The following is a 25,650-nucleotide window of genomic DNA, read 5'->3' as shown; positions in this document are numbered from 1 at the left end:
CGTCACCCCGGACTTGTTCGCGTTTATCCCTCTCGCGCACGAAAACGACCACCTGGTCGAAAGGGATATGCACCGAACAAGTCCGGGATGACGGGTGGGAGCGTGACGAAGCGGTCAGCTCAACAGGGCCGCGCCCTGCCACACCTTGATCGCTTCGACCGGCCAGACGAGCATTAGCACGTTGAGCGTCAGATTGTCGCGGATCAGGATCAGTGTCATCAGTTCGAACGCGATGGCGATGCCGATGGTGACGCGCGCGGAAAGGCGCGTGGCGAGCCAGAAGCCGAAGCTCATCCAGCCGATATCGGCCATAGAATTGACGATGCTGTCCCCCGAATAGCCCAGTGCCATCGTCGCTTCGCGATAGCGGTTGATGATGATCGGGGAGTTCTCCAGCACTTCCCACGCGCCTTCGGTCAGCACCGCGGCGGGAAAGGCCCATCGTCGCGCATCGCCCTTCAGCCAGAAATGTGCGGCGGCGTAGAAGATGAAGCCGTGGATGATGTGGCTGAAGGTGTACCAGTCGGCGAGATGCTGGCTGTTCTCGCTGCTATGGACGACGCCGTGCCAGAGCTTGACCGTGCCGCACGCGCAGATCGGCGGGCGCTGCATGAGGATGAGGACGACTGCGAAGATGGCGGCGAGCGCCAGCGCAGCGTAGAGGGCGGGGCGTGGGATACGGAGCGGCTGACGGAGGGAAGTCATCGGCTGTGTATAGCCACCTCCCGCCTTCGCGGGAGTGGGCGATTGCGATCCATCGCGCAAACGCCTGTAAACCTGACGGCTGGCAGCTTATCGTATCGACATGACGAGACTTGTCGCCCTTTTTGCTGCGGTGGGACTTTGCGCCTGTGATCAGACTCGCACCGTCGACCACGGCCTCAACCTGGAACGGAAAGACGAAACCGCGCGCCTTCCGTTCGAAAATTCTATCGAGGTTACCGGCGGCTTTTCTCTGAGAGTATCGCGCGAAGGTAATCTCTTTTGGAATGAAGTACCTGTCAGCGAGGCGGTGTTGAAAGACTATATCCGTCAGTTTTCGGCGTTATCGCCGGAAGCTGACCGCCTCTTTGTTGCATTCGAGCCTGGTGTCTCGCGCACCCGCTCCGATTGGGTTCGACGGCAAGTGACCAGCAGCGGCCTCTGCGAGCAACGGCGCTGTGCGGAGGTCAGCTGGAGTGCAAAATGGCCCGTGGTGAACTGACCGCATCCCGCGAGTGACGTGCGAAGGGCAGGTCGCCGAACCGTTCCGCTTCCTTCCCCGTAAAATCGGCGAAGGGAGGTTATCTCGGACCCGCCACCAGATCGACGCAGCTTGCCGCGATCGCTTCCATCTCTTCGCGCGGGCGGCCGGTGCGGGCGCGGATGCTCAGCGCCTGGATGACCGAGGTGACCAGATGGGCATGGGCTTGTGGGGTGGGGCTGCCGGCCTGGACCATCAGCGCGCCGATCGCGCGGTCTTCGAGATCGAGGACGCGGGCGAGCATCGCGCGGATCTCGGGATCGACCACGGCTTCGACCACGGCGGTGTTGAGCGCGATGCAGCCCGAGGGGCCTTCCTCGCCGCCGAGATAGACGTTGATCGTGTAGCGGAACATGCGTTCGAGCGTCTCGCGCAAGGGCAATTTCGCGTCGATCAGCCCGGCGAAACTCTGTTCGAGCCATGCATAGGTGCGTTCGAGGGAGGCCAGGTACATGTCGCGCTTGTCGCCGAACGCCGCGGCGAGGCTGGGGCGGTTGACGCCGGTCGCCTGCGACAATTCGTCGAGCGACGTCCCTGAAAACCCACGGGTGCGGAACCGCGATGCCGCTGCCTGCAACGCTTCGTCGCGATCGAAGGCGCGCGGACGGCCGCGCGGCTTTTTCGATATTTCTGTGCGATTCTGCATAAAATTCCTTGACGCTCTTATTTCTATGCGGGATTGTATAAAAATCAAGTGTGAGGGAGTCGCGTGCTGTGAAGTTGTATTTCAAGCCCTTCGCCTGCTCGCTGGCCGCGCGGATCGCGCTGGAGGAAGCCGAGCTCGACGCCGAATTCATCGAAGTGCCCGCCGATGGCCGCTTGCCCGACGGACGCCATTTCACTGCGCTGAGCCCGATGGGCTATGTGCCCGCGATCGAAACGCCGGGCGGGTTCGTGCTGAGCGAGGGGCCGGCGGTGCTGACCTATATCGCCGAGCTGGCGCCCGAAGGCGCGCTGTCCTTCACCAATTTCTCCGACGCGCATTACCGCATGCTGGCATGGCTGAACTTCGTGTCGACCGAGCTGCACAAGGCGGTGTTCATGCCGCTGCTGGGCTATGCGAGCGACGCCGAGCGCGAGGCGGCGAAGGCGCGGGCGGGCAAGCCGCTCGGCGTGCTGGAGCGGCAGCTGGCGGGCCGCGAGTTCCTCGAGGATCACTTCACCGTGGCCGATGCCTATCTGCTCGCGGTGCTCAACTGGTGTGAACATGCCGGAGTGGCGATCGCCGACTATCCCGCGCTGAAAGCCTATCGCGCGAAGCTGCGCAGCCGCCCCTCGGTGGCGCGGGCGATGGCGCAGGAATGGCCGCTGCTGAAGGCGGCGTAACGAAGGCCACCGTCATCCCGGCCTAAGTGCCGGGATCCACCGGGAGGCATGGGACGGGCAAGAAGCCTGAGGGCTGCCCAAGATGCCTGGTGAGCTCCGGCACAAGGCCGGGGTGACGAACGATTTTGAATTGGAAGTGGAGTGGGGCCGCATCACGCCTCCCTCCCACCACCCTGCCCCTCCGGCACTCGTGTCGGAGGGGGCATTTGTCAGCGACGAATCGTTGCGCTAGTCGCTTGACATGCCATCCATTCACCATTGCGACGTTGCGATCGTAGGCGGTGGACTCGCGGGCGCGCTGATCGCGCTGGGGCTGGCGAAGAAGCGGCCCGATTGCACCGTGCGGGTGATCGAAGGCGGGCCGCGGATCGGGGGCAATCATCTCTGGTCGTTCTTCGGCAGCGACGTGTCGGCGGCGGACCGCTGGCTGGTCGCGCCGCTCGTCTCCTATGGCTGGTCGCAGTACGACGTGGCCTTTCCCGCGCACGAGCGGACGCTGCGTTCGCCCTATTATTCGATCGAGTCCGAGCGGCTCGACGCGGTGATGCGCGAGACGCTGCCGCCCGAAGCGCTGATGACGAAGCGCAAGGTGCTGGCGGCGAGCAGCAAGGCGGTGGTGCTGGCGGATGGCGACCGGGTCGAGGCCGGGGGGGTGATCGATTGCCGGGGGCCGGCGGATCTGGGGCTGCTGGAGTTGGGCTGGCAGAAATTCCTTGGCCGCGAATTCCGGCTGCACGAGGCGCACGACGTCGCCCGGCCGATGGTGATGGATGCGACCGTCGAGCAGATCGACGGCTATCGCTTCATGTACGCGCTGCCCTTTGCCGCGACGCGGCTGTTCCTCGAGGATACCTATTACAGCGACGATCATGTGCCCGACATCGAAGCGATGAAAGGGCGGATCGACGATTATGTCGCGGCGCGCGGCTGGCAGGTCGAGCGGGTGCAGCGCGAGGAAGCCGGGTCGATCGCAGTGGTGTTGGGCGGCGATTTCGACGCCTATTGGCAATCGGGCGGCAACAAGGTGGCCAAGGCGGGGATTCGCGCCGGGCTGTTCCACCCGCTGACCAGCTACTCGCTGCCCGACGCGGTGCGCACTGCGGCTTTGGTGGCGAAGGCCGGGGACCTGAGCGGCAACGCGCTGCACGACCTGCTCTATCGCCATGCGAAGCGGACGTGGAAGGCGCGCGGATTCTACCGGATGCTGGCGGCGATGCTGTTTCACGCGGCCGAGCCGGATCAGCGCTATCGCGTGCTCGAACGCTTCTATAGGCTCGACCCGAAGCTGATCGCGCGATTCTATGCGGGACAGTCGACCCATTTCGACCGGCTGCGCGTATTGAGCGGAAAACCGCCGGTGCCGATCGGCCGCGCGGTCGCAGCGATACGAAGGAATGCGAAGTGAGGCGTGCGATTGTCATCGGTGCGGGATTCGGCGGGCTGGCGCTCGCGATCCGGCTGCAATCGGCGGGCGTCGATACCGTGCTGATCGAGGGCCGGGACAAGCCGGGCGGGCGCGGATACTATTGGGAGCGCGACGGCTTCACCTTCGATGCCGGGCCGACGGTGATCACCGCGCCGGATACGCTGCGCGAGCTGTGGCGTCTGTCGGGCCGCGACATCGGCGAGGATGTGAAGCTGGTGCCGGTTTCGCCCTTCTATCGCCTCAGCTGGCCGGACGGGACGGTGTTCGATTACACCAACGACGATGTGAAGCTGCGCGGCGAACTGGCGCGGCTCGCGCCGCACGATATCGAGGGCTATCGCCGCTTCCTCGGCTATTCGGCGGGCGTCTATGAGGACGGCTATGTCAAGCTGGGGCAGGTGGCGTTCCTCGACTTCATGTCGATGGTGAAGGCCGCGCCGGCGCTGGTGCGCAACCAGGCGTGGCGATCGGTCTATTCGATCGTGTCCAGTTACGTGAAGAACGAGAAGCTGCGCGAGGCGCTGAGCTTTCACACGCTGCTGATCGGCGGCAATCCGATGAAATCCTCGGCCATCTATGCGCTGATCCACAAGCTGGAGCGCGATGGCGGCGTGTGGTGGGCGATGGGCGGCACCAACCGGCTGATCGCAGGCATGGTCGCGCTGTTCGAGCGGCTGGGCGGCGTGGTGAAGCTGGGCGATCCGGTGACCGCGATCGATACGCTGGGCGACCGGGTGACGGGCGTGCGGACGAAGAGCGGCGCGGTGTATGAAGCCGATGCGGTGGCGAGCAACGCCGATGTGGTCCACAGCTATCGCGACCTGCTGAAGGGATCGCGCAGCGCGCAACGGACCGCGGCGAAGGTCGAGCGCAAGCGCTTCTCGCCCTCCTTGTTCGTGCTGCACCTGGGGCTGAAGGGGAGCTTCCCCGACATTCCGCACCATTCGATCCTGTTCGGGCCGCGCTACAAGGGGCTGCTCGAGGATATTTACGATTCCGGCGTGTTGAGCGAGGATTTCTCGATCTATCTCCACCATCCGACCGCGACCGATCCGGCGATGGCGCCCGAGGGGCATTCGACGATGTACGCGCTGGTGCCGGTGCCGCATCTGGGCAAGTTCCCCGCGGACTGGAACCAGGTCGCGCCGGTGCTGGAGCAGCGCATCCTCGACGTGCTGGCCAAGCGGGTGGCGCCCGATATCCGCGAGCGGATCGTGACGCAGTTCAGCTTCGCGCCGCCCGATTTCAAGAGCGAGCTCAACGCGCATCTCGGCTCGGCCTTCAGCCTCGAGCCGATCCTGACCCAGAGCGCGTGGTTCCGGACGCACAATCGCGACGACGCGATCTCGAACCTGTATTTCGTGGGTGCGGGAACGCATCCCGGCGCCGGTATTCCCGGCGTGGTCGGCAGCGCCAAGGCGACGGCCGATTTGATGCTTGGAGAATTAAAGTGAAGCGCATCGCAGTCTATTGCGGGTCGGCGACCCCGGCAGACCCCGTCTATATCGAAGCTGCGCGGATGGTGGGGCATGGCCTCGCCAAGCGCGGGCTGGGGCTGGTCTATGGCGGCGGCAAGCTGGGGCTGATGGGCGCGGTGGCCGATGCCGCGCTGGAGGCCGGGGGCGAAGTGATCGGGATCATCCCGACCTCGCTGGTCAATGCCGAAGTGGCGCATCAGGGGCTGACCAGCCTCGAAATCGTCAACACGATGCACGAGCGCAAGGCGCGCTTCGTCGAGCTGGGCGACGGGTTCATCAACCTGCCCGGCGGCACCGGAACGATGGACGAATTGTGGGAAGCGCTGAGCTGGGCGCAGCTGGGCTATCACACCGATCCGATCGGGCTGCTCAACATCGCCGGCTATTACGACAAGCTGGTCGAGTTCTGGGAGCATATGGGCAATGTCGGCTTCGTCCGGCCGCAGCATCAGCCGCTGTTGCTGGTCGACGACGATCTCGACGGGTTGCTGGAGAAGATGGCGAACGCCCAGCCGATCGTGCCGATCATCAATATGAAGAGGGAAGATCTCTGAGCGGGATGCTCCCCTCGCGCGCGGCGATCGTCGCGACGGCGGGCGAGTCGATCGCGCGGGGCTCGAAGAGCTTTGGCGCGGCGAGCAAGCTGTTCGACCGCAAGACGCGCGAGCGGGCGTGGCTGCTCTATGCCTGGTGCCGGGCGTGCGACGATCTGGCCGATGGGCAGGATCACGGGCACGGCATGACGGCGGTCGAGGATGCCGATGCGCGGCTGGCGGTGATGCGCGAGAAGACGCAGGCGGCATTGGACGGGCATTGGGTCGGCGATCCGGCGTTCGACGCGCTGCGGATCGTGGTGACCGAGACCGGAATTCCGCACCGGTTCGTGTGGGACGTGATCGAAGGGTTCGCGCTCGATGCGGCGGACTGGCACCCGCGTTCGGAGAACGACCTGTACCGTTATTGCTACCATGTCGCCGGCGCGGTCGGCTGCATGATGGCGGTGGTGATGGGCGTGAAGCCCGACGACGAGGCGGTGCTCGACCGCGCCTGCGATCTCGGGCTGGCGTTCCAGCTTTCCAATATCGCGCGCGATATCGAGGAGGATGACCGCGCCGGGCGCTGCTATCTGCCCGACGAATGGCTGGTCGAAGTCGATATGCCGCCGGGGCAGCATATGAAGCCGCCCTTCCGCCAGCGGCTGGCGATGCTGGCGCGGCGGCTGGCGACCCATGCCGGCGAATATGAGGAAAGCGCGCGGGCGGGGACACCTGCGCTGGGCTTTCGGTCGGCATGGGCGGTGCTGGCGGCGGCGGGCATCTATGGCGACATCGCGCGCAAGGTGGCCGAGCGCGGCGAACATGCCTGGGATCACCGGGTGAAGACCAGCGCGTTCGAGAAGATCGGCTGGATCGCGCGATCGTTCGTACAGGCGGCGCGGCGCAAGTCGCTTTATCCGCCGGTCAGCCGCAACGGATTGTGGAACCGGCCGAGATAGGTTGAGCTGCGTTAACCGCGTCCGGCAGGATTTCGGAAAGGCGGCGCGGGGCATTTTAGGGAAGGCCCCCCGACCCCAAGGTTATCGCCCAGTGACGCTTCTTTCGGTCCAGCTTTCCCGCGCCATGTCGCGCGGCCGTGCAACCCCCGCTCCGCCGCAGACCCGCGCCGACCTGCTGGTCACGCTGCTGCGCAAGCGCGCGGCGGCGCACAATGCCGGCGCCGAGAATCTCGAATCGCTGCTGCGCGACCAGATCCGCTGGGCGCTGCCGATCGTGCGCGAGCCGGTGCCCGCCAACGACTGACCCGCTCCGGCGTCAGGCCGGACCCGTCGTGCCCTTCACGATCAGCCCGGCGAGAAGCGGGGCTACGACCCCGGCGACCCACATCCAGACCGGCAGGCCCGGAATCAGCGCCGCATTGGCGACGCAGGCGAGTAGGATCAGCCCGGCGACGATCCAGCCCGATAGCGGCCAGTTCGAAATCTGCGTCGCGACCAGCCCGCCAATCAGCGGCGCGAGAAACCAGCCGCAGGCGAGGATCACTTTCGCGGTGAGCGGCGCGGCGGCGATCGCGGCCGCGATATCGGCATAGTCCATCGACCGCGCGACGCTTTCCGGAAACAGAGTGTGGCTGAGCGCGTCCATGCCGGTGACCACCAGCATCGCGACCAAGATGCCCGCTAGCGTGCCCAATATCTTCCTCAACATCGGAATGCCCCTCCGTGTTTTCGTTACGAAGGCGGAAAGATACCGGAAATAAAAGGGTTAGGCCAGCATCGTGCGGTTTGTCGCGCGGTTCAGCTGCCGGGACGGACCGGAGGGCGATTGTCCGCGAGGCGTCCCGCCTTGGCCTGGCACGATGCGCCGACCACGGGGAAATCGAGATCGGTGTGCTTGGGGAGGACACCGCCGACCGCTGCGTTGCACTGGGCGGCGCTTTCGTAGCGGACCGGCTCGATACGCGCCTGTTGGCACGACATGCCATCGTCGCTGCATCCCAGGATCGCCATCACGAAATAGACCGGGTCCATCGCTCGCTCCTCTCGAAGTGTTAACGGATGGAAGCGGTCCCTGTTCCGCCGAAGCGTTGCATCCGCGCGCCAGCCGCCCCAAATGCGGCTTGATGCCTCCGCAAACTTCTGAATCTGCACCCGAGCGGCCGCTCTGGGCCACCATGAAGCGCTTCCTGCCCTATCTGTGGCCCGCCGATGCGCCGGGCCTGAGGGCGCGGATCGCGATCGCGATGCTGCTCGTCGTCGCATCGAAGCTGGTGCAGGTCTATGGCGCGCCGTTCGCGTTGCAGGGCGCGATCGACCGGATGGCGCTGGGGTCTCGCGACGCGGTGTGGCTCGTGGTGGCGCTGGTGGTCGGCTATGCCGCTGCGCGGTTGGGCAGCACGGTGTTCGACAATCTGCGCAACGTGGTGTTCGAGCGGGTCGGGCAGGATGCGACGCGGCGTCTGGCGGCGGACGTGTTCCGCCATCTCCACAATCTCTCGCTGCGCTTCCATCTGGAGCGGCGCACGGGGGCGGTGACCAAGGTGGTCGAGCGCGGGACCAAGAGCATCGATACGATGCTGTATTTCCTGCTGTTCAACATCGCGCCGACCATCCTCGAGCTGGGGCTGGTCGTCGGCATCTTCTGGACGCGGTTCAGCGGTTGGCTGGTGGCGGGCACGCTGGCGATGGTGGTGGTCTATATCGCCTTCACCCGCTGGGTTACCGACTGGCGGGCGAAGCTGCGCCAGCAGATGAACGATCTCGACACCGGCGCCGTGGCGCACGCGGTGGATTCGCTGCTGAATTTCGAGACGGTGAAATATTTCAACGCGGAGGCGCGCGAAGCGAAGCGCTACGAGGATGCCGTGACCGCCTATGCCCGCGCGGCGACGGTGAGCGAGAATTCGCTGGCGTGGCTCAATATCGGGCAGAGCCTGATCACCAATGCGATGATGGGCGCGGGCATGGCGCTGATCGTGTGGGGATGGAGCACGGGCCAGTTCACGCCGGGCGATGTGGTGCTGGTATCGACGCTGCTTGCCCAGCTGTTCCGTCCGCTCGACCTGCTCGGCATGGTCTATCGCACGATCCGGCAGGGCGTGATCGACATGGGCAGCATGTTCGACCTGATCGATACCGACGCCGAAGTGAAGGATGCGCCCGGCGCGCCCGCGCTGGCGGTCGGCAGCGGCCATGTGCGGTTCGAAGGCGTGCACTTCGCCTATGATCCCGAACGCGAAATCCTCAAGGGGATCGATCTGGACGTGCCGCCGGGGAGCACACTGGCGGTGGTCGGGCCATCGGGCGCGGGCAAGTCGACGCTCGCGCGGATCCTCTACCGTTTCTACGACCTGACCGGCGGACGGGTGACGATCGACGGGCAGGACATCAGCCAGGTGACGCAGAGCAGCCTGCGCGCGGCGATCGGGATCGTGCCGCAGGACACGGTGCTGTTCAACGATACCATAGGCTACAACATCGCCTATGGCCGCGAAGGCGCGACGCCCGAGCAGGTCGCCAATGCCGCGCGCGGGGCGGCGATCGCCGGGTTCATCCAGGCGCTGCCCGAAGGGTTCGACACGCGCGTCGGCGAGCGCGGGCTGAAGCTGTCGGGCGGCGAGAAGCAGCGCGTGGCGATCGCGCGGACGCTGGTGAAGGATCCGCCGATCCTGATCCTCGACGAAGCGACCAGCGCGCTCGACAGCCGGACCGAGGCCGATATTCAGGCGACGCTGGAAGCGATCGAGCGCGGACGCACGACCATCGTGATCGCCCATCGCCTGTCGACCGTGGTCCATGCCGATCAGATCGTCGTGCTGGAAAGCGGCCGGGTCGCCGAGAAGGGGACGCATGGGGAATTGTTGCGTCTTGGCGGGCTTTATGCCGAGATGTGGGCAAGGCAGGCTCAGGAAGCCGAGCAGGGAGGCGATGTCGCTTCCGGATAGGAGAGGCGATGTCGATCTTGTTGTGGGTGCTGGTGGCGCTGGCGGTGCTGATCGCCGGGCTGGCATGGTGGGCCGGGTTCATCGCGAAGGGCGTGGAGAAGCTCGTTCCCGCCGACGGCCAGTTCGCCGAGGTGATGGGCGGGCGGATCCATTATACCGACAAGGGCGAGAGCGCGCCGGGCGCGCCGGCGATCGTGATGATCCACGGCATCCTTGGCGGGATGCGCAACTTCGCCGATCTGGCCGAGGCACTGGCGAAGGACCATCGCGTCATCGTGATCGACCGGCCCGGCTGGGGCCATTCGAGCGTGTACCGGCCGCGCCCCGATATCCAGTTGCAGGGCGAGATCGTCGCCGGGCTGATCGAGCGGCTGGGGCTCGACCGGCCGGTGCTGGTCGGCCATTCGATGGGCGGTGCGGTGGCGCTGGCGGTGGGGCTGGCGCATCCCGACAAGGTGCGCGGGCTGGCACTGATCGCGCCCTATACCCAGCCGATCGACCGGCCGCCCGAAGCCTTCAAGGCGATGAACGTGCCCCCGGCAATCAGCGGACTGATCGGCTGGACGCTCGCGACCCCGATCGGGATGCGCACCGGCAAGACCAAGACGGTGCAGGTGTTCGCGCCCGATCCGGTGCCCGCCGATTTCGCGACGCGCGGCGGCGGTGCGCTGGTGCTGCGCCCGCGCGGCTTCCAGTCGGCGGCGTTCGAGCTGAGCATGGCGAAGGAGTCAATGACGCGGCAGGCGGCGCTCTATGCGGGGATGAAGGCGCCGGTCGCGATCCTCTATGGTCATGGCGACGCGATCCTCGCGCCCGCGCTGCACGGCACCGATACGGCTGCGGCGATCCCCGGCGCGACGATCCGGCTGATCGACGGCGGACACATGCTGCAGGTCGTCTATTCCGAAGCGACCGAGGCGTGGCTGCGCGAGACCATCGCGGCTTGGTGACTGGCCCCTATTTTCCGTTCGTCGCGGCGTATTTAAGGGAGTAGTTACGCCCCCGGTTCGCTGGACTCGAACCGCGAATAGGGGATTTTGAAATGGCTATCACGAGCAAGCGCATTGCGCTGACTACTGCCGCGTTCATCGGCTTCGGCATGTTGAGCGCGCCGGCCTATGCGCAGGCGACGCGCACCTGGGTCTCGGGCGTGGGCGACGACGCCAATCCGTGCAGCCGCACCGCACCGTGCAAGACCTTTCAGGGCTCCATCTCGAAGACTGCCGCTGGCGGCGAGATCAACTGCCTCGATCCGGGCGGCTTCGGCTCGCTGACGATCACCAAGTCGATCAGCATCATCTGCGACACGACCGAGGGCGGCGTGCTGGTGGCGGCGACCAATGCGTTCGTCATCAACTCGACCACCGCGCATGTGCAGATCAGCGGCCTCGATTTCGAAGGCCTGGGCCAGACGGGTTCGTCGGGCATCAACGGCATCAACATCCTCAACGCGGCATCGGTGACGATCCGCAACGTCAAGATTCGCGGCTTCCGCAACGGCTATGGCATCAATGTCCAGCCGCAGAATGTCTCGACCAAGGTGTTCATCGACAATGTCCAGATCAGCGAAAGCGGCGGCAGCGGCAATGCCCTGACCGGTGGGATCGGCTTCTTCCCCGCATCGGGCTTTGGCGCGCAGGCGACGATCACCAATACCCAGGTGATCAACAATCTGAACGCCGGTGTCCGGATCGAGGCGCTGGCCGCTGCATCGTCGCCGATCAGCGTGACCATCCGCAACAGCGTGATCGATCAGAATGCCAGCGGCATCCTCGTCAAGGGTCCGGCGGGCGCCGTGGCCAAGCTGCTGGTGACCGATTCGAGCGTGTCGGGGAATACGACCTTCGGCATCGTCGCCAATGGCGCCGGCGTGGTCGGTCAGGTCGGCGATACCGCGATCGGCCAGAACGGCACGGGCGTGCTCGTCGCCGGCGGCGCGACGCTGAACAGCTTCGGCACCAACGAAGTGGCCGGCAACACCAGCGACGGCGCGTTCAGCGCGGTGATCGCACCCAAGTAAGGCACACGGCACCCGCCGCCTGCCCGTTGCGGGCGGCGGGCGACCGTCAACGGCAGCTGAGCGTGAGCAGCTTGGCCGGCTTGTCGAACAGGATCGACGAGCAGCGATCGAGATGATCGCGGCCGATCACGAGCCCGAGATCGCTTTTCTTCGCCTTCTTGCCGCCGGTCACGACGATCTCGTCGGGATCGGGTTCGGGCTGGGGGCCATCGGGAATGCTCGCGGCGCTGCCGAAATCGCCGGTGCGCACGAACAGGCCGGTGATCGACAGCGGGCCGATCGTCAGCGGACTGGCCAGCGCCAGATGGCGCACCGGGCGCTGGACGCCGAGATAGACGATCCGGGTTTCGGCGGGCCGGTCGAACGATCCGCGATGATTGGCGGCGATCACCGCGCCCGCGCTGGCGGTGGCGAGGCTTTCGGCGCGGTCGAGCGAGAAGCGGATGGTCACCGGCCGGTCGCCGACCATCACCCGCACGCCCATCCCGGCCCAGCGCATGTCGAGCAGCGGCAGCGACACGGTCCGCTCGCCCGGTTGCGGCGCGCGCAGATCGAAGCGGACGACATCGGCGGGCATCCCGCCCGGGCCGATCGCGCCATCCACGTCATCGGCCCAGTTCGCTTCGAACCAGGTGGCGCGGCGCTTGAACGGGCCGCTGCCGGCCAGATCGAGCGTGGAGATCGAGGATTTGCCGCTCAGCCGGATCGGTCCGATCGCGACGCGAGTGCCGATCAGGCTGCCGTTCAGCCCGATCCGCGCGGCAAGGCCGGGATTGATCACCGGCATCGACGGCGCGCCGGGATCGATGCGGAGCCGTGCGGGGACGCCATCGATCACCGCGTCATAGATGCGATCGCCGCTGACGGTCAGCGGGGCCGCGGCGTCGGCGGCGAGGAGGAGCGGGGCGAGAGCTGCGAAGCGGATCATGCCGCGATCGTGAAACGCGATACGGGCAGGATCGCGGCGAAACTCAGGCCGCTTCGGCGGGCTGCGTCGTCCAGCCGAGGCGCGGAATCGTGATCGAGCGCTTGCCTGCCAGATCGACGCGGCACACGAACAGCTCGCGGCTTTCGATATAGGCGATCAGGCGGCGGGCGCGGCCGAGCGAGCTGGTGCCGTAGGTCGCGGCGATCTCCGCATCGCTCGGGCAGGGCAGGCCTTCGCGCGCGGCGCGGGCGACGAGCAGGAACGGGCCCAGCATGTCGTCAGGCAGCGCGCGGGCGGCGTCGAGCGCTTCGCCCCATTCGCCCGAGGGCTCGCCGTGAATGCCCGCGCGCGCGGCCGAGAGGCGGCGGACGAAGCCCGACAGGTCGAGCTGGGGCCGGGGGAAGCCGGCCATGCGGCAGCGGACGAGAAAGTCCTGATACAGCACCGACGCCGAGCGGAAGGCGGACTCGTCATCCTCGACGATCGCGCGAAGTACGTCGGCGACGGCAGCGGCGGCTTCCTCGGGATCGCGTTCGGGCTCGGCTTCGGCGCGGGCCGGGACCGTGGCGGCGAGCGCTTCGAGCAGCGATTCCGAGGCGAGCTTGGGCGCGGCCGGAGCGGCGGGCGGCGCGGGCGGGCTCCATGTCGGCTCGGCCGGCGCGAGCAGAAGGTCCTTCAGATCCTCGCTCGGCGCGCTGGGCAGGGGGACCAGCTTGGGGCTGCCGCTGCGCGCGCTGGTTTCGACCGCGCCGATGCGGATCGAGACGGGACGGCGCGACACGGCGGGGCCGAGCGCGAGGAATACGCCGCGATCGAGGTCGCGGATCGCTTCGGCCTGCCGCCGCTCCATGCCGAGCAGATCGGCGGCGCGGGCCATGTCGATGTCGAGAAAGGTGCGGCCCATCAGGAAGTTCGACGCTTCGGCAGCGACATTCTTGGCGAGCTTGGCGAGGCGCTGGGTGGCGATGACGCCGGCAAGGCCACGCTTGCGGCCGCGGCACATCAGGTTGGTCATCGCCGAGAGGCTGGCGCGGCGGACTTCCTCGGCCACTTCGCCGCCGCCCGCCGGCGCGAACAATTGCGCTTCGTCGACCACGACGAGCGCGGGATACCAGTGATCGCGCGGGGCATCGAACAGGCCCGAGAGGAAGGCGGCGGCGCACTTCATCTGGCCTTCGGCTTCGAGGCCCTCAAGGCTGAGGACCACCGAGGCGCGATGCTCGCGGATGCGCTGGGCGAAGCGGGCGACTTCGCGTTCCGAATAGTCGACCGCTTCGATGACGACATGGCCGTAGCGATCGGCGAGGGTGACGAAATCGCCTTCGGGATCGATCACGACCTGCTGGACATGGCCGGCGCTGCGTTCGAGCAGGCGGCGCAGCAGGTGCGACTTGCCCGAGCCCGAATTGCCCTGGACGAGCAGGCGCGTGGCGAGGAGCTCCTCGAGATCGATCGGGACGACCGCTCCCGATCCGTCCTGCCCCATGTCCACGCTTACCGTCATCGCGGGAATCCTTGGGCAAGCGGTGTTGCAGGGGCAAGACCGGAAATGCCCGGTTGGTCGATTAGCTGGGGATTAGCGGGGTGACGGAAGGGGGATCACGCCAGCAGGTCGCGTTCCTCGGGATGCTTTTCGATATAGGCCGCCACGAACGGGCATTGCGGGATCACTCTCAGCCCTTTCTCGCGGACATCGGCCAGCGCGAAGCCGATCAGCTTCGTGGCGATGCCGCGCCCGCCCAGTTCCTTGGGCACGATGGTGTGGGTGAAGGTGATCACCGCGTCATGCAGTTTGTAGGCGGCATAGGCGGTGCGGCCTTCCACCTGCATCTCGTAGCGGTTCTCGGCGGGGTTGTTGGCGGGTTCGCTGCTCATGGGGCTGGCTAACACGGGCGAGGCGAACTAGGCCAGCCGCGTGACTGCCGACCCGCTCGATCTCCTGCACAAGATTTTCGGTTTCCCCAATTTTCGCGGGGTGCAGGCGCGCGTCGTCGATCGGGTGATGGCGGCGCAGAACACGCTGGCGGTGATGCCGACCGGGGCGGGCAAGTCGCTCTGCTATCAGCTGCCGTCGGTGGCGCTGGACGGAACCTGTCTGGTCGTGTCGCCGCTGATCGCGCTGATGCACGACCAGTTGCGCGCCGCCGAAGCGGTGGGCATTCGCGCCGCGACGCTGACCAGCGTGGACGAAAATCGCGACGAGACGATCGCGCGGTTCCGCGCGGGCGAGCTCGACCTGCTGTATGTCGCGCCCGAGCGGGCGTCGGGCGAGGGGTTCCGCAACCTGCTTCGCCAGTCGAAGCTTGCGCTGTTCGCGATCGACGAAGCGCATTGCGTGTCCGAATGGGGGCATGATTTCCGCCCCGACTATCGCCTGCTCCGCCCGATGCTCGACGCGTTTCCGGAGGTGCCGCGGCTCGCGCTGACCGCGACCGCCGATGCGCATACCCAAGCGGATATTCTCGATCAGCTCGGCATTCCGCGCGACGGGCTGATCGTCGCCGGGTTCGACCGGCCCAACATCCGCTACGACATCAGCCCCCGCGAGAACACGACCGCGCAGGTGGTGGATTTCATCGCCGGGCAGAGCGGGCCGGGCATCGTCTATGCCCAGACGCGCAACGGGGTGGAGAAGCTGGCCGAGAAGCTGGCGTCCACCGGGCGGCGGGTGCTGCCCTATCATGCCGGGCTCGATCCCGACGTGCGCCGGCGCAATCAGGCGGCGTTCGTGGCGAGCGAGGATATGGTGATCGTCGCGACGGTCGCGTTCGGGATGGGGATCGACAAGCCCGATGTGCGCTTCGTCGTCCATGCCGGGCTGCCGAAATCGATCGAAGCCTATTATCAGGAAACCGGCCGCGCGGGCCGCGATGGGGATCCGGCGGTAGCGCAGCTTTACTGGGGCGCCGACGATTTCGCGCGGGCGCGGCAGCGCATCGCCGAAGTCGAGCCGCACCGGCAGACGGGCGAGCGGACGCGGCTGACCGCGCTGGGTGCGCTGGTCGAGACCGCGACGTGCCGCCGGCGGATTCTGCTCAGACATTTCGGCGAGGACGCGCCCGAGACCTGCGGCAATTGCGACAATTGCCTCAGTCCGCCCAGCGCGATCGACGCGACGGTGACCGCGCAGAAATTCCTCTCGGCGGTGTTCCGCACCGGCATGAGCTTTGGCGTGGGCTATATCGAGAGCATATTGCTCGGCCAGTCGACCGAGCGGAGCATGACCAACGGGCATGAAGCGCTGTCGGTGTTCGGGATCGTCCAGGGCGACGAAGCGGCCCTGATCAAGCCTGTGGCGCGGGCGCTGCTGCTGAAGGATGCGCTGCGCGCCAATGAATTTGGCGGGTTGGAGTTCGGCCCGGCTGCCAAGGCGATCCTGAAGGAAGGTGCGACCGTATCGCTGGTGCTGCCGCCCAAGCGCGAGCGGAAGCGGCGGGGCAGCAAGGCAGGCGGTGCGCCCAATCCCGTCGGCGATCCGCTGTTCGAGGCATTGCGGGCGAAGCGGCGCGAGCTGGCGATGGAAGCGCAGGTGCCGCCCTATGTCATCTTCCACGATTCGGTGCTGCGCGACATGGCGACCGAGCGGCCGGGGTCGATCGATGCGCTGGGCCGCATCTCGGGCGTTGGCGCGCGCAAGCTGGAGGCGTATGGCTCGGCCTTTCTCGACGTGATCCGGGAGGCGGCGTGAGAGGATTGGCCTATCTGGCAGCGGCAGCGATGCTGGCGAGTTGCGCGCCCGCGAGCCGGGTACCGGTGGCGGCGGAAGCGCCCGTGCCGGTTTCGGCCGAGATGCGCAGCTGGGGCACGGTGGTCTTCCTGTGGCAGGTCAGCCCTTCGGGCGAAGTGCAGCATACCAGCGCCGAGCGGCCCGCGGGGCAGCAGAGCATGTTCGCTTACTGGGCGGTGACGCGGCGCGCGCAGGTGGGGCCCGAAGGCTATGTGAAGATCCGCGCGCTGTTCGATCCGGTCGCGCGGCTGCGGCCCGGCGCGTGGACGTGCGGGCAGGGCTATACCGATGGGCCCTATGGCATGGCGCGCTGGGGCGCGGGGGAGCGCGCGACCGCCAGCTACCATTCGGGTTGCCCCTCGCGCGGCGCGACGGCGTTGTTCGCCGCGCTCGATCCGGCGACGAAGCAGGTCGAGGCGTGGACCGCGAACGGCGAAGTGATTTCACGCGAATGGATGGGGCCGCCGGGCGAGGAGCCGAAGCGGTGAAGCCGGGAATGGTCCTTCTCGCGCTGGCCTGTGCCGGGTGCGGCGGTGGCGGCAGCGTGGTCGTGGAGAATGTCGCGGCGACGCCGGTCGCGGTGACGAACAGCGCGCCGCTTGTGACGCGTGTCGTCCCGCCGGAGCCGGTCGCAGCGGTCGAACCGGCGCTGACCGAGAATGAGCTGGCCGTCTATCCCGAGGCGCGCGGGATGCCTGCCGATGTGCAGCGCTATCTGGTGAAGCGCGCCGATTGCGAGCATTGGGCGGGCGAAGAGCCCTATGATGCCGATCGCAAGGCGGAGATCGAGCGCAACGTCGCCGAAAGCTGCACCGGGATCGACGCGCAGACGGCGGCGCTGCGCACGCGCCATGCGAACGATTCCGTCGTTGCCGGCATGCTCGGCGAGCTCGACCCCATCGGAATGTGAAGGAAGACCCATGATCCGCACCATCGACGACAGCATCTCGGTTGCTCCCCAGATTTCGCCCGAGGATGTGGCGGGGCTTGCCGCGGCGGGGTTCACCGGCATCGTCAACAACCGCCCCGAAGGCGAGGAAGCCGGCCAGCCCGAAGGCGACGCGGTCGCGGCGGCGGCGAAGGCCGCGGGACTGAGCTATGTCGCGATCCCGATCACCCATGCCGGCTTCTCCGCGCCGCAAGTCGAAGCGATGGCCGCCGCGCTTGCGAGCGCATCCGGGCCGGTGCTGGCCTATTGCCGCTCGGGCACGCGCTCGTGCAACCTCTGGGCGCTGGCCGCGGCGAGCACCGGCGGCGATCCGGATACGCTGACCGCCAAGGCGGCCGGCGCGGGCTATGACATTTCGGGCATCCGGCCGCTGCTCGACGCGCTGTCGTCGCGGGCGTGAAGATCGCGATCGTCCTTGGCGGGTCGCTGGTTGCCATCCTGTTGCTGGCGCTGGCGGCGAAGCTGCTCCGGCTGGGTGGCGGGCGGATCGCCGGTGAGGACGAAGCGATGCGGGCGGCGGAGGATATCCTGTCGGGCTTCGACGCGGTGCGCGCCGTGGTTGCGTCGGACGGTCAGGCGGCGATCGTACATGGCCGCGACGGCGGCATCGCGCTGCTCAAGGTGCATGGCGCGCGGGTCGCCGGGCGGCGGCTGCCCGCGCCGGTCGATGCGATTGCGACCGGCGACGGGCTGCGCGTCGCGAGCGGCGAAGCGCGGTTCGGAACCGTATTGGTGCGCGGAGTCAGCGCACTTTAGTGCCACACCCCGAGGATCGCGCCGATCAGGGTGAACTGCACCGTGTGATAGCCGCCGTTGATCAGGGTCAGCGCGATCGGTTTGCGTTCGAACAGGCCGTTGATGCCGAAGCTGGTGGCGACCCAGCACAGGCCGGCCGAGAACCCCGCCGCGGTGGCCGGGCCGGCCGTCATCGGGCCGATGAACATCGCGAACATGGCCGACGCTATAGCCGCGAGGACGAACGATCCGCCGAAGATGATCGCGGGATTGCCTGCCTTGAGCGTTTCGTCGGAAAGCCCCGCGGCAGCCTGCCATTTCTTCCCGAACAGGACCGGCGAATACCATAATCCGCCAAGGACGAACGAAGCCAGTGTCGCGGCGAGGACCGCGAGCCAATTCACGTCGGGCATGTCACTTCCCCCAGGTTAAGCTGGCATCCGCTCCGTTGCGGCCTTGGCCAGCAGCATGTCGAAATGATCGCGCAGCGCGGCGATGCTGCGGTCGAATGCGCCGACGTCGCGATGCGTTCGCGCCTGCATCACCCCGCCTTCCATCGTGGTCAGCACGAACTCGCCCAGCGCGCGGCGGTCGAGAGTCTGCGGCAGCCGGTCGGCCGCGTCGCTCAGGCAGCGCTCGATCGCGCCGACCCATGCGTTGAAATTCGCCGCGAGCAGGTCGCGCACCACCGGATCGGCTTCGTGCAGCTCGAGCGCGAGACTGCCGATCGGGCAGCCATAGGTGCATTCGGTTTCGAGGATCATCGCCCGATAGGCGGCGAGCAGCGCGAAGATGCGCTCGATCGGATCCTCCACCCCATCCCATGCCGGATCGATCAGCATCGGATAGATGCCGTCGCGATACGCTTCGAGCACCGCGACGAGGATGTCCTGCTTGCCGGGAAAGGCGTGGTAGAGGCTGCCCGAATTGAGCTGGGTACGGCTGAGAATGTCGGAAACCGAGGTGGAATTATACCCCTTCGCCCAGAACAGCTCCATCGCCGCCATCACGATCCGCTCCTTCGCGCTGCGCCCGCTACTCATCTCGTCCTCGATTCCTCGGTTACTTGATTGATCATTCAATCAACGTCGTCAAGCGGATTCTTGATCGATCGTTCAACAGTATGATTTGGCTTTTGCGGGCAACTTACATTGATGTAAGGAATGGCCAATGGAGAGGCTGCCCAACCCGGTCGATTTCGCGATCCCGGCGTTCGTCCTGCTCGTGCTCGCCGAGATGGTCGTGGCATGGGCGAAGGACCGGACGCGCTATTGCCCGCGCGATACGCTGACCTCGCTGGCGCTGGGACTTGGCAGCACGGTGGCGGGCCTGATCACGGGCGGCGCGGTCCTTGCGCTGGGCGTGTGGCTCTACCAGTTCCGCCTCTTCGACATCGGCTATGCCTGGTACTGGTTCGCACTCTGCTTCGTGATCGACGATCTGGCCTATTACGCCTTCCACCGCTCGGCCCATCGCGTGCGCTGGTTCTGGGCGAGCCATGTCATCCATCACAGTTCGCAGCACTACAACCTGTCGACGGCGCTGCGGCAGACCTGGACCGGGTTCATCTCGATCGCCTTCATCTTCCGCATCCCGCTGTTCCTGATCGGCTTCCCGCCGGCGATGGTGTTCTTCGTCGGCGGGCTGAACCTGATCTACCAGTTCTGGATCCATACCGAGGTGATCAAGCGGATGCCGGCATGGTTCGAGGCAGTGATGAACACGCCTTCTCATCACCGCGTCCACCACGCGACCAACCCGCGCTACCTCGACAAAAATTATGCAGGCGTCTTCATCGTGTGGGACAAAATGTTCGGAACCTTCGTGTCCGAACGCGATGACGACAAGCCGCGTTATGGCATCGTCAAGGATCTCGGCAGCTTCAACCTGATCTGGGCCGCGACGCACGAATGGGTCGGCATCGCCAAGGATGTGTGGAAGGCGCCGGGGCTGCGCGCCAGGTGGTACTATATGGTGAAGCCCCCGGGCTGGAGCCATGACGGCAGCCGCGACACCAGCGAGACGATCAAGGCGCGCTGGGAAGCGAAGCAGGCGAACCTCCCGCAGGCTCAGCCGGCCGAATGAGCGAGACGCATCCCGGACAGGTGGCGCTGGGATTGGCGGCGGCGTGTGCGATGCTGATGGCCGTGGTTGCGATATTCGATCCGCGGCAGGCGTGGCTGCTGCCGGTGCCGGCATTCGGGGTTGCCTCCTTATTCTACTGGCTGGGAGCGATCGGGGCGGCTGGCTTTTCGGTTGCGGCGCTGTGGCGGCGGCAATGGGCGTGGGCGCTGGGTGCGCTGGCGACGATCGCCGTGACGCTGATCCCCAGCGGGGCGCTGGTTTACGAATGCGCGCGGGGGAACTGCCTCTGAGCGGCACAGCGCGGTTGGAATAACGCTTGGACGCAAGGATCAAGCGGCTAGTCTGGAGAGGGACAAAGCGTGGATCAGGGGCGCCCGGTGGAAGAATCCGATATCGTCGTCATCGGTTGCGGCTCCGGGGGGAGCGCGGCGGCGGGGCGGCTGAGCGAGGACGGCAAGTACAAGGTCACCGTGCTCGAAGCGGGCGGGCGCAACACCAGCCTCAAGACGATCATGCCCGGCATGATGCCGTTCCAGCCCGACAAGGTGAACTGGCGCTTCGAGACGGTGCCGCAGCCGGGACTGAACGGGCGGCGCGGATACCAGCCGCGCGGGCGCGGGATGGGCGGCTCGTCGGCGATCAACGCGATGCTCTATCTGCGCGGCCATCCGCAGGACTATGACCAGTGGCGCGATCTGGGCTGTACCGGCTGGGGCTGGGACGAGGTGCTGCCGGTGTTCAAGCGCGCCGAGCATAATGTGCGCGGCGCGGACGCATTCCACAACGATAGCGGACCGCTCTGGGTCAGCGACCAGGACTGGGCCAATCCCGGCGCCCATGCCTTCGTCCAGGCGGGCGCGGCGTTGCAGCTTCCGGTCAACGAGGATTTCAACGGCGCGCGGCAGGACGGCGTCGGCATCTATCAGGTGACCCAGCGCAATGGCGAGCGCTGGACCGCGGCGCGCGCCTATCTGGGCGACGCGAAGAATCGCGACAATCTGGAGATATTGACCGACGCGATGGTCGAGCGCGTGCTGTTCGAGGATGGCCGCGTATGGGGCGTGGCCTATCAGCGCGACGGCCAGCAGAAGATGATCCGGGCGAAGCGCGCGGTGGTGATGGCCGGGGGCGCGTTCCAGACGCCGCAACTGCTGATGCTCTCGGGCATCGGGCCGGCGGCGCATCTCAAGGAAATGGGCCTAGCGGTGCAGGTCGATGCGCCCGGCGTCGGCGCGGACCTGCAGGACCATATCGATTATGTCGCGGCGTTCGAGACGAAGGGGACGGCGTTCCTCGGCAGCTCGCTGACCGGCACGTTCAAGTCGATCGGTGCGATCTTCCAGTGGCTGGCGACGCGCGAGGGAGCGATGACCACGCCCTATGCCGAGGCCGGCGGATTCCTCGCCACCGATCCCAATTCGGACGTGCCCGATATCCAGTTCCACTTCGTCGTCGCGATCGTCGAGGATCACGGGCGGGCGAAGGTGAAGAGCCACGGCTATTCTTGTCATGCCTGCGTGCTGCGGCCCGAGAGCCGGGGGACGGTGCGGCTGCAATCGCTCGATCCCAACGTGCCGCCGCTGATCGACCCGAACTTCCTGGGCGACCAGCGCGACGTCGAGACGTTGAAGCGCGGCGTGCGGGCGATGTACCGCATCCTCGAGACGCCGCCGATGACCGGGTTCCACGGCAAGGACCGCTATCCGATCGACCTGAACGACGATGCCGCGCTGGAGCGGCTGATCCGCGCGCGATCGGACACGGTGTACCATCCGGTGGGCACCGCGCGGATGGGATCGGACGCCGGTTCGGTCTGCGATCCGCGGCTGAAGGTGCGCGGGGTCGAGGGGCTGTACATCGCCGACGCTTCGATCATGCCGCGGCTGGTGGGCGGCAACACCAATGCGCCGAGCATCATGATCGGCGAGCGCTGCGCGGACTTCGTGCGCGAGGATCTGGCATGACGTTGTGGCTTTTCGGGTTCGCTGCCGCGACGCTCTGCTGTGCCGTCCGCGCGATTTGGGACCTGAAACAGAGGCGTTATGGCTGGGCGCTGGCCGGCTTGCCAGCGCGGCGGCACTGGCGCTGATGCCCTTCCCGACGCACGCCGTGAAGACCGATATTCCCATCACCGACGCGCGCTGACGTTCAGCCTCACGCCTGCCGCCTGCGATCCCCCCTTTCGCGGGGATGCGTGGCGCGGCTGCGCCGCCGTTACGCAAAAAAAGGGCCGGTGGATCGCCACCGGCCCAGTGTGTCCGCAGGAGGAACCTGGGGAGGACGCCGCACCTGTTCGGAGAGGTGCGGTGCGGCGTCCAAACTTGTCAGTAGTTGTAGGCGCGCTCGCCGTGGGCGTTGATGTCGAGACCTTCGACTTCGACTTCCACGCTGGGGCGCAGGCCGATGGTGTACTTCAGCACCAGGAACAGCACGAGCGAGACGGTGCCGGTCCACACGATGGTGAGGCCGACTGCCCATGCCTGGGTGATCACCTGGCCGACCAGATCATAGACGCCTGCCTTGGCGACCGGAGCGGTGTAGTCGATCCAGCCCTGGCCGCCGAGGGCCGGGTCTGCGACGATGCCGGTGCCGATGGCGCCGACGATGCCGCCGACCGCATGGATGCCGAAGACGTCGAGCGTGTCGTCATACTTCAGCAGCTTCTTCACCGTGGTGACGAAGAAGAAGCAGACCACGGTAGCGACTGCGCCTAGGATGATCGCAGTGCCGGGGTGAGCGAAGCCCGCCGCCGGGGTGATCGCGACCAGGCCGGTGACCACGCCCGAAGCCGCGCCCAGCAGCGAAGGCTTCTTGTGGACGATCTGCTCGATCAGCGCCCAGGTGGCACCTGCCGCCGCCGTCGCGGTGAGGGTGTTGATGAAGGCCAGCGCGCCGAACGCATTGGCTTCGAGACCCGAGCCGGCGTTGAAACCGAACCAGCCGATCCACAGCAGCGAAGCGCCGATCATGGTCATCACCAGGCTGTGCGGCGGCATCGGTTCGCTGTTGAATCCGGTACGCTTGCCGATCACGAGGCAGCCGATCAGACCGGCGATGCCCGCATTGATGTGCACCACGGTGCCGCCGGCGAAGTCGAGTGCGCCCCAGCTCCAGATCTTGCCGGTATCGGTCGGCGCGGCGTGCAGGAAGTCTGGGCCCGGCCAGTACCAGACCATGTGCGCGATCGGGAAATAGGCGAGCGTGAGCCACAGCACCGTGAAGATGATCAGCGGGGTGAACTTCACACGCTCCGCGAACGCCCCGACGATCAGCGCCGGCGTGATGCAGGCGAAGGTCATCTGGAAGATCACGAACACATATTCGGGCAGATAGACGCCGTTCGAGAAGGTCGCGGCGAAGGTCGAAGGATCGACGCCCTTCAGGAACGCCTTGTCAAGACCGCCGAACAGCGACGGATAGGGGCTGCCGGTCGAGGTGAAGGCCATCGAATAGCCCCAGGAGAACCAGACAAGCGCCGCAACGCAGACGATGGTGAGCACCTGCATCAGCACCGACAGCATGTTCTTGGTGCGGACCAGGCCGCCATAGAAGAGGGCGAGCGCGGGTACCGACATCATCAGCACCAATGCCGACGCGACCAGCATCCAGGCGACGTCGCCCTTGTTGACCATGTCGGCGGTCGGCACGAACGGCGCGGCGGCGGCGGGTGCCGCTTCGGCGACGGTGGCGGCCGCTTCGGCCACATTGGCCCATGCGGGCATTGCCGCGAGCATCGCGACTCCCGCTCCGGCCGCAAATTTCAATGCGTGCTTCATGTTGCTCCCCTTGCTCACAGCGCCGTCTCGTCGGTCTCGCCGGTGCGGATCCGCACCGCCTGACCCACGTCGAGGACGAAAATCTTGCCGTCGCCGATCGCGCCGGTGTTTGCCGAAGACTGGATGGCCTCGACCGCGCGGTCGACCAGATCGGCCCCGCACGCGATCTCCAGCTTGATCTTGGGCACCATGTTGGTGCTGTATTCCGCGCCGCGGTAAATCTCGGTCTGGCCCTTCTGGCGGCCGAACCCCTTCACCTCGGTTACGGTCATGCCGGTGATGCCGACCCCCGTCAGCGCTTCACGGACATCATCCAGTTTGAATGGCTTGATGATGGCGATGATCAGTTTCATGCCGCCCCCTCTTCTCGCGAGTTTAACCCGGGCGGCAGAGCAGCAATTGCCGTGCCAGAGGCAAGAATCGCGCATTTCTGCGGGTTTCGGGCGCAATCAAATGTTACCCGAAGGTAAATTTTTGTGCAGTTGCGAAAGGGTGCCTAAAAATCAGGCAGAATTGACGCTGTGCGCGGGATCGGCCAGTTGCCGGGGCAAGGGGGGCAGATCATGGCCTATGCGCGCGATCATCTGGATTACGACGCGGAGGATGGCTGGTCGATGGGCCGGGCGGTCTTCGCGCTGCTGGTCGCGGTATTGGTCATTGGCGGCGTGGCTGCGTCCGTGCCGCCGGGCGATCGCATCGCGATCGTGATCGGTCAGGCGGCGGGCACGGCCGCGCTGGTCTATGCCGTGGTCTATCTGGTCGCGTTGCGCGGCGCGACGGCCGGGTGGAAGATCGGGGCGTTTCTCTTCCTCGCGGTGATCGCCGGCGGCTTTCAATATGTCCGCGGCCTCGACGCGCGCAATGCGCGCGAACAGGCCGAATTCCTGCTGGTCCGGCAGGATGCCGAGGCGATGCTGGCAGGCCGCGAGATGCCGCCGGCTCCGGGTCTGAAGCCGGATACGCCCGTAGGCGTCATCCGCGTCATGCTCCGTTCGTTGCAGCGCGAGCAGCGCGCCTATGAGAAATCGATGACCGACAGCGGCATCCATGCGTTGCTCGATCCGGCGAAGCTGGGCGTGAACTCGGCAATCCTGCGGGATTGCACGGCGACCGAACGGCAGCGCGGCCGTGTGAAACAGTATCGCACGGCGACCGAGCGGCTGATGAACGACACGCGCGCGGCATTGAAGGCGATGAGCGGGATGTCCGACACGGCTACGGCGATGGACGTGCTGGATGGGCTCGAGCGCGGCATGGCCGATAACGGCGCCGAGAATGCCCGGCGCTGGGAACTGGGCGATCAGGCGCTGGTCGAGCTGGGCGCGATGTGCCGCGTGCTGGCGCGCCGCAACTGGCGGATGGAAGGCGAGATGGTGGGCTTTACCAGCGACGCCGATCTCTCGGCATTCCAGGCGGTGACCACCCGCTACAATCGCATTTTCGACGAGCAGTCGGCATTGGAGCAGGCGATGCAGGCCCGCGCCCAGGCATCGTTGCGGAAACTGCCGCGCTAAGGC

The 25,650-nt window shown here is 66.5% G+C and carries 31 protein-coding genes; 20 read left to right on the top strand and 11 right to left on the bottom strand.

Translation table 11 applies throughout. The features are described 5' to 3' along the window. Positions 1–114: 114 nt before the first annotated feature. The gene (locus HHL13_RS16020) at positions 115–705 is read right to left on the bottom strand and encodes a DUF2585 domain-containing protein (protein ID WP_169556599.1); all 591 of its coding nucleotides are present in this window, start codon (positions 703–705) and stop codon (positions 115–117) included. 100 nt (positions 706–805) lie between these two features. Here HHL13_RS16020 and HHL13_RS16015 point away from each other — a divergent pair, with 100 nt between their 5' ends. Then, positions 806–1,204 carry a hypothetical protein gene (locus HHL13_RS16015; RefSeq protein WP_169556598.1) on the top strand — a complete coding sequence of 133 codons (399 nt, stop codon included), beginning with the start codon at positions 806–808 and terminating at the stop codon, positions 1,202–1,204. 79 nt (positions 1,205–1,283) lie between these two features. Here the strand turns inward: HHL13_RS16015 and HHL13_RS16010 are convergent, their stop codons facing one another. Next, positions 1,284–1,889, bottom strand: a complete 606-nt coding sequence (locus tag HHL13_RS16010) for a TetR/AcrR family transcriptional regulator (protein ID WP_169556597.1) — start codon at positions 1,887–1,889, stop codon at positions 1,284–1,286. Positions 1,890–1,957: 68 nt separating this feature from the next. Here HHL13_RS16010 and HHL13_RS16005 point away from each other — a divergent pair, with 68 nt between their 5' ends. The 6 genes from HHL13_RS16005 (at position 1,958) to HHL13_RS15980 (ending at position 7,272) form a co-directional block, all read left to right on the top strand. Continuing rightward, on the top strand, positions 1,958–2,569 hold the full coding sequence (locus tag HHL13_RS16005; protein ID WP_169556596.1) for a glutathione binding-like protein: 612 nt from the start codon (positions 1,958–1,960) through the stop codon (positions 2,567–2,569). A gap of 241 nt (positions 2,570–2,810) precedes the next feature. Next, positions 2,811–3,974, top strand: a complete 1,164-nt coding sequence (gene crtY, locus HHL13_RS16000) for a lycopene beta-cyclase CrtY (protein ID WP_169556595.1) — start codon at positions 2,811–2,813, stop codon at positions 3,972–3,974. Continuing rightward, positions 3,971–5,449 (top strand): phytoene desaturase, encoded by a 1,479-nt coding sequence (locus tag HHL13_RS15995; RefSeq protein ID WP_169556594.1) that lies wholly within the window; start codon positions 3,971–3,973, stop codon positions 5,447–5,449. Before crtY ends, HHL13_RS15995 begins: the two co-directional genes overlap by 4 nt. Next, positions 5,446–6,027, top strand: coding sequence for a TIGR00730 family Rossman fold protein (locus HHL13_RS15990; protein ID WP_169556593.1), 582 nt, complete (start codon positions 5,446–5,448; stop codon positions 6,025–6,027). The genes HHL13_RS15995 and HHL13_RS15990 overlap by 4 nt, the downstream gene beginning before the upstream one ends. Before the next feature lie 5 nt (positions 6,028–6,032). Beyond that, positions 6,033–6,968, top strand: coding sequence for a phytoene/squalene synthase family protein (locus HHL13_RS15985; RefSeq protein WP_169556592.1), 936 nt, complete (start codon positions 6,033–6,035; stop codon positions 6,966–6,968). Positions 6,969–7,059: 91 nt separating this feature from the next. After that, positions 7,060–7,272, top strand: a complete 213-nt coding sequence (locus HHL13_RS15980; RefSeq protein ID WP_169556591.1) for a hypothetical protein — start codon at positions 7,060–7,062, stop codon at positions 7,270–7,272. 12 nt (positions 7,273–7,284) lie between these two features. On the opposite strand, the gene HHL13_RS15975 is transcribed toward HHL13_RS15980, so the two are convergent. Further along, complete coding sequence (locus HHL13_RS15975; protein ID WP_169556590.1) at positions 7,285–7,677, bottom strand: hypothetical protein; 393 nt, start codon at positions 7,675–7,677, stop codon at positions 7,285–7,287. Between the two features lie 89 nt (positions 7,678–7,766). Further along, a complete protein-coding gene (locus tag HHL13_RS15970; RefSeq protein ID WP_169556589.1) occupies positions 7,767–8,000 on the bottom strand; it encodes a hypothetical protein in 234 nt (77 codons plus the stop codon). 92 nt (positions 8,001–8,092) lie between these two features. On the opposite strand from HHL13_RS15970, the gene HHL13_RS15965 reads away from it, so the two are divergent. The 3 genes from HHL13_RS15965 (at position 8,093) to HHL13_RS15955 (ending at position 11,933) form a co-directional block, all read left to right on the top strand. Continuing rightward, positions 8,093–9,913 (top strand): ABC transporter ATP-binding protein/permease, encoded by a 1,821-nt coding sequence (locus HHL13_RS15965; RefSeq protein WP_169556588.1) that lies wholly within the window; start codon positions 8,093–8,095, stop codon positions 9,911–9,913. An 8-nt stretch (positions 9,914–9,921) separates the two neighbouring features. Continuing rightward, on the top strand, positions 9,922–10,863 hold the full coding sequence (locus HHL13_RS15960) for an alpha/beta fold hydrolase (RefSeq protein WP_169556587.1): 942 nt from the start codon (positions 9,922–9,924) through the stop codon (positions 10,861–10,863). Positions 10,864–10,955: 92 nt separating this feature from the next. Next, the gene (locus HHL13_RS15955) at positions 10,956–11,933 is read left to right on the top strand and encodes a right-handed parallel beta-helix repeat-containing protein (RefSeq protein ID WP_169556586.1); all 978 of its coding nucleotides are present in this window, start codon (positions 10,956–10,958) and stop codon (positions 11,931–11,933) included. Positions 11,934–11,979: 46 nt separating this feature from the next. On the opposite strand, the gene HHL13_RS15950 is transcribed toward HHL13_RS15955, so the two are convergent. From HHL13_RS15950 to HHL13_RS15940, 3 genes are all read right to left on the bottom strand, one after another. Then, entirely contained in the window at positions 11,980–12,861 is an 882-nt protein-coding gene (locus tag HHL13_RS15950) for a hypothetical protein (protein WP_169556585.1), read from the bottom strand. A gap of 43 nt (positions 12,862–12,904) precedes the next feature. After that, positions 12,905–14,365, bottom strand: coding sequence for an ATP-binding protein (locus HHL13_RS15945; RefSeq protein WP_169556584.1), 1,461 nt, complete (start codon positions 14,363–14,365; stop codon positions 12,905–12,907). A 95-nt stretch (positions 14,366–14,460) separates the two neighbouring features. Continuing rightward, on the bottom strand, positions 14,461–14,736 hold the full coding sequence (locus HHL13_RS15940; RefSeq protein WP_169556583.1) for a GNAT family N-acetyltransferase: 276 nt from the start codon (positions 14,734–14,736) through the stop codon (positions 14,461–14,463). 40 nt (positions 14,737–14,776) lie between these two features. On the opposite strand from HHL13_RS15940, the gene recQ reads away from it, so the two are divergent. Genes recQ through HHL13_RS15915 form a run of 5 tightly spaced genes read left to right on the top strand, consistent with a single transcriptional unit; the run spans position 14,777 to position 18,293 of the window. Continuing rightward, positions 14,777–16,549 (top strand): DNA helicase RecQ, encoded by a 1,773-nt coding sequence (gene recQ / locus HHL13_RS15935; RefSeq protein ID WP_169556582.1) that lies wholly within the window; start codon positions 14,777–14,779, stop codon positions 16,547–16,549. Further along, positions 16,546–17,076: a hypothetical protein gene (locus HHL13_RS15930; protein WP_169556581.1), complete on the top strand. Its 531-nt coding sequence runs from the start codon at positions 16,546–16,548 to the stop codon at positions 17,074–17,076. The genes recQ and HHL13_RS15930 overlap by 4 nt, the downstream gene beginning before the upstream one ends. Next, on the top strand, positions 17,073–17,498 hold the full coding sequence (locus HHL13_RS15925) for a hypothetical protein (protein WP_169556580.1): 426 nt from the start codon (positions 17,073–17,075) through the stop codon (positions 17,496–17,498). Before HHL13_RS15930 ends, HHL13_RS15925 begins: the two co-directional genes overlap by 4 nt. 10 nt (positions 17,499–17,508) lie before the next feature. Continuing rightward, positions 17,509–17,937: a TIGR01244 family sulfur transferase gene (locus HHL13_RS15920; protein ID WP_169556579.1), complete on the top strand. Its 429-nt coding sequence runs from the start codon at positions 17,509–17,511 to the stop codon at positions 17,935–17,937. Continuing rightward, positions 17,934–18,293 (top strand): hypothetical protein, encoded by a 360-nt coding sequence (locus HHL13_RS15915; protein WP_346775573.1) that lies wholly within the window; start codon positions 17,934–17,936, stop codon positions 18,291–18,293. The genes HHL13_RS15920 and HHL13_RS15915 overlap by 4 nt, the downstream gene beginning before the upstream one ends. On the opposite strand, the gene HHL13_RS15910 is transcribed toward HHL13_RS15915, so the two are convergent. After that, positions 18,290–18,685, bottom strand: a complete 396-nt coding sequence (locus HHL13_RS15910) for a DUF1761 domain-containing protein (RefSeq protein ID WP_169556578.1) — start codon at positions 18,683–18,685, stop codon at positions 18,290–18,292. The genes HHL13_RS15915 and HHL13_RS15910 overlap by 4 nt on opposite strands. 15 nt (positions 18,686–18,700) lie before the next feature. Continuing rightward, entirely contained in the window at positions 18,701–19,315 is a 615-nt protein-coding gene (locus HHL13_RS15905; RefSeq protein WP_169556577.1) for a TetR/AcrR family transcriptional regulator, read from the bottom strand. A gap of 127 nt (positions 19,316–19,442) precedes the next feature. On the opposite strand from HHL13_RS15905, the gene HHL13_RS15900 reads away from it, so the two are divergent. From HHL13_RS15900 to HHL13_RS22755, 4 genes are all read left to right on the top strand, one after another. After that, on the top strand, positions 19,443–20,357 hold the full coding sequence (locus tag HHL13_RS15900; RefSeq protein WP_169556576.1) for a sterol desaturase family protein: 915 nt from the start codon (positions 19,443–19,445) through the stop codon (positions 20,355–20,357). Continuing rightward, on the top strand, positions 20,354–20,647 hold the full coding sequence (locus tag HHL13_RS15895) for a hypothetical protein (RefSeq protein WP_169556575.1): 294 nt from the start codon (positions 20,354–20,356) through the stop codon (positions 20,645–20,647). Before HHL13_RS15900 ends, HHL13_RS15895 begins: the two co-directional genes overlap by 4 nt. A gap of 87 nt (positions 20,648–20,734) precedes the next feature. Continuing rightward, positions 20,735–22,321: a GMC family oxidoreductase N-terminal domain-containing protein gene (locus HHL13_RS15890; RefSeq protein WP_169556574.1), complete on the top strand. Its 1,587-nt coding sequence runs from the start codon at positions 20,735–20,737 to the stop codon at positions 22,319–22,321. Beyond that, positions 22,318–22,446 carry a hypothetical protein gene (locus tag HHL13_RS22755; protein WP_277346994.1) on the top strand — a complete coding sequence of 43 codons (129 nt, stop codon included), beginning with the start codon at positions 22,318–22,320 and terminating at the stop codon, positions 22,444–22,446. The genes HHL13_RS15890 and HHL13_RS22755 overlap by 4 nt, the downstream gene beginning before the upstream one ends. Positions 22,447–22,681: 235 nt before the next feature. Here the strand turns inward: HHL13_RS22755 and HHL13_RS15885 are convergent, their stop codons facing one another. Together HHL13_RS15885 and HHL13_RS15880 are read right to left on the bottom strand one after the other, a co-directional pair. After that, entirely contained in the window at positions 22,682–24,133 is a 1,452-nt protein-coding gene (locus HHL13_RS15885; protein WP_169556573.1) for an ammonium transporter, read from the bottom strand. A 14-nt stretch (positions 24,134–24,147) separates the two neighbouring features. Beyond that, the gene (locus tag HHL13_RS15880) at positions 24,148–24,486 is read right to left on the bottom strand and encodes a P-II family nitrogen regulator (RefSeq protein ID WP_169556572.1); all 339 of its coding nucleotides are present in this window, start codon (positions 24,484–24,486) and stop codon (positions 24,148–24,150) included. Positions 24,487–24,696: 210 nt separating this feature from the next. On the opposite strand from HHL13_RS15880, the gene HHL13_RS15875 reads away from it, so the two are divergent. Continuing rightward, complete coding sequence (locus tag HHL13_RS15875; protein WP_169556571.1) at positions 24,697–25,647, top strand: hypothetical protein; 951 nt, start codon at positions 24,697–24,699, stop codon at positions 25,645–25,647. The last annotated feature ends 3 nt before the right edge of the window (positions 25,648–25,650 follow it).

The organism is Sphingomonas sp. G-3-2-10 (genome assembly GCF_012927115.1).
GTDB lineage: Bacteria > Pseudomonadota > Alphaproteobacteria > Sphingomonadales > Sphingomonadaceae > Sphingomonas.
Note: the sequence above shows the minus strand (reverse complement) of the source record. Positions and strands in the feature narration are given on the sequence as shown.

What these genes read in the sequence shown, in the direction of transcription:
- HHL13_RS15910 (WP_169556578.1), bottom strand. Translation starts at nt 18,685, where the DNA reads ATGCCCGACGTGAATTGGCTCGCGGTCCTCGCCGCGACACTGGCTTCG.
- HHL13_RS15965 (WP_169556588.1), top strand. Translation starts at nt 8,093, where the DNA reads ATGCCTCCGCAAACTTCTGAATCTGCACCCGAGCGGCCGCTCTGGGCC.
- HHL13_RS15875 (WP_169556571.1), top strand. Translation starts at nt 24,697, where the DNA reads ATGGCCTATGCGCGCGATCATCTGGATTACGACGCGGAGGATGGCTGG.
- HHL13_RS22755 (WP_277346994.1), top strand. Translation starts at nt 22,318, where the DNA reads ATGACGTTGTGGCTTTTCGGGTTCGCTGCCGCGACGCTCTGCTGTGCC.
- HHL13_RS15970 (WP_169556589.1), bottom strand. Translation starts at nt 8,000, where the DNA reads ATGGACCCGGTCTATTTCGTGATGGCGATCCTGGGATGCAGCGACGAT.
- HHL13_RS15950 (WP_169556585.1), bottom strand. Translation starts at nt 12,861, where the DNA reads ATGATCCGCTTCGCAGCTCTCGCCCCGCTCCTCCTCGCCGCCGACGCC.
- HHL13_RS15975 (WP_169556590.1), bottom strand. Translation starts at nt 7,677, where the DNA reads ATGTTGAGGAAGATATTGGGCACGCTAGCGGGCATCTTGGTCGCGATG.
- HHL13_RS15940 (WP_169556583.1), bottom strand. Translation starts at nt 14,736, where the DNA reads ATGAGCAGCGAACCCGCCAACAACCCCGCCGAGAACCGCTACGAGATG.
- HHL13_RS15920 (WP_169556579.1), top strand. Translation starts at nt 17,509, where the DNA reads ATGATCCGCACCATCGACGACAGCATCTCGGTTGCTCCCCAGATTTCG.
- HHL13_RS15895 (WP_169556575.1), top strand. Translation starts at nt 20,354, where the DNA reads ATGAGCGAGACGCATCCCGGACAGGTGGCGCTGGGATTGGCGGCGGCG.
- HHL13_RS16010 (WP_169556597.1), bottom strand. Translation starts at nt 1,889, where the DNA reads ATGCAGAATCGCACAGAAATATCGAAAAAGCCGCGCGGCCGTCCGCGC.
- HHL13_RS15955 (WP_169556586.1), top strand. Translation starts at nt 10,956, where the DNA reads ATGGCTATCACGAGCAAGCGCATTGCGCTGACTACTGCCGCGTTCATC.
- HHL13_RS15900 (WP_169556576.1), top strand. Translation starts at nt 19,443, where the DNA reads ATGGAGAGGCTGCCCAACCCGGTCGATTTCGCGATCCCGGCGTTCGTC.
- crtY (WP_169556595.1), top strand. Translation starts at nt 2,811, where the DNA reads ATGCCATCCATTCACCATTGCGACGTTGCGATCGTAGGCGGTGGACTC.
- HHL13_RS15945 (WP_169556584.1), bottom strand. Translation starts at nt 14,365, where the DNA reads ATGACGGTAAGCGTGGACATGGGGCAGGACGGATCGGGAGCGGTCGTC.
- HHL13_RS16020 (WP_169556599.1), bottom strand. Translation starts at nt 705, where the DNA reads ATGACTTCCCTCCGTCAGCCGCTCCGTATCCCACGCCCCGCCCTCTAC.
- HHL13_RS15960 (WP_169556587.1), top strand. Translation starts at nt 9,922, where the DNA reads ATGTCGATCTTGTTGTGGGTGCTGGTGGCGCTGGCGGTGCTGATCGCC.
- HHL13_RS16015 (WP_169556598.1), top strand. Translation starts at nt 806, where the DNA reads ATGACGAGACTTGTCGCCCTTTTTGCTGCGGTGGGACTTTGCGCCTGT.
- HHL13_RS15880 (WP_169556572.1), bottom strand. Translation starts at nt 24,486, where the DNA reads ATGAAACTGATCATCGCCATCATCAAGCCATTCAAACTGGATGATGTC.
- HHL13_RS15885 (WP_169556573.1), bottom strand. Translation starts at nt 24,133, where the DNA reads ATGAAGCACGCATTGAAATTTGCGGCCGGAGCGGGAGTCGCGATGCTC.
- HHL13_RS15905 (WP_169556577.1), bottom strand. Translation starts at nt 19,315, where the DNA reads ATGAGTAGCGGGCGCAGCGCGAAGGAGCGGATCGTGATGGCGGCGATG.
- HHL13_RS15985 (WP_169556592.1), top strand. Translation starts at nt 6,033, where the DNA reads ATGCTCCCCTCGCGCGCGGCGATCGTCGCGACGGCGGGCGAGTCGATC.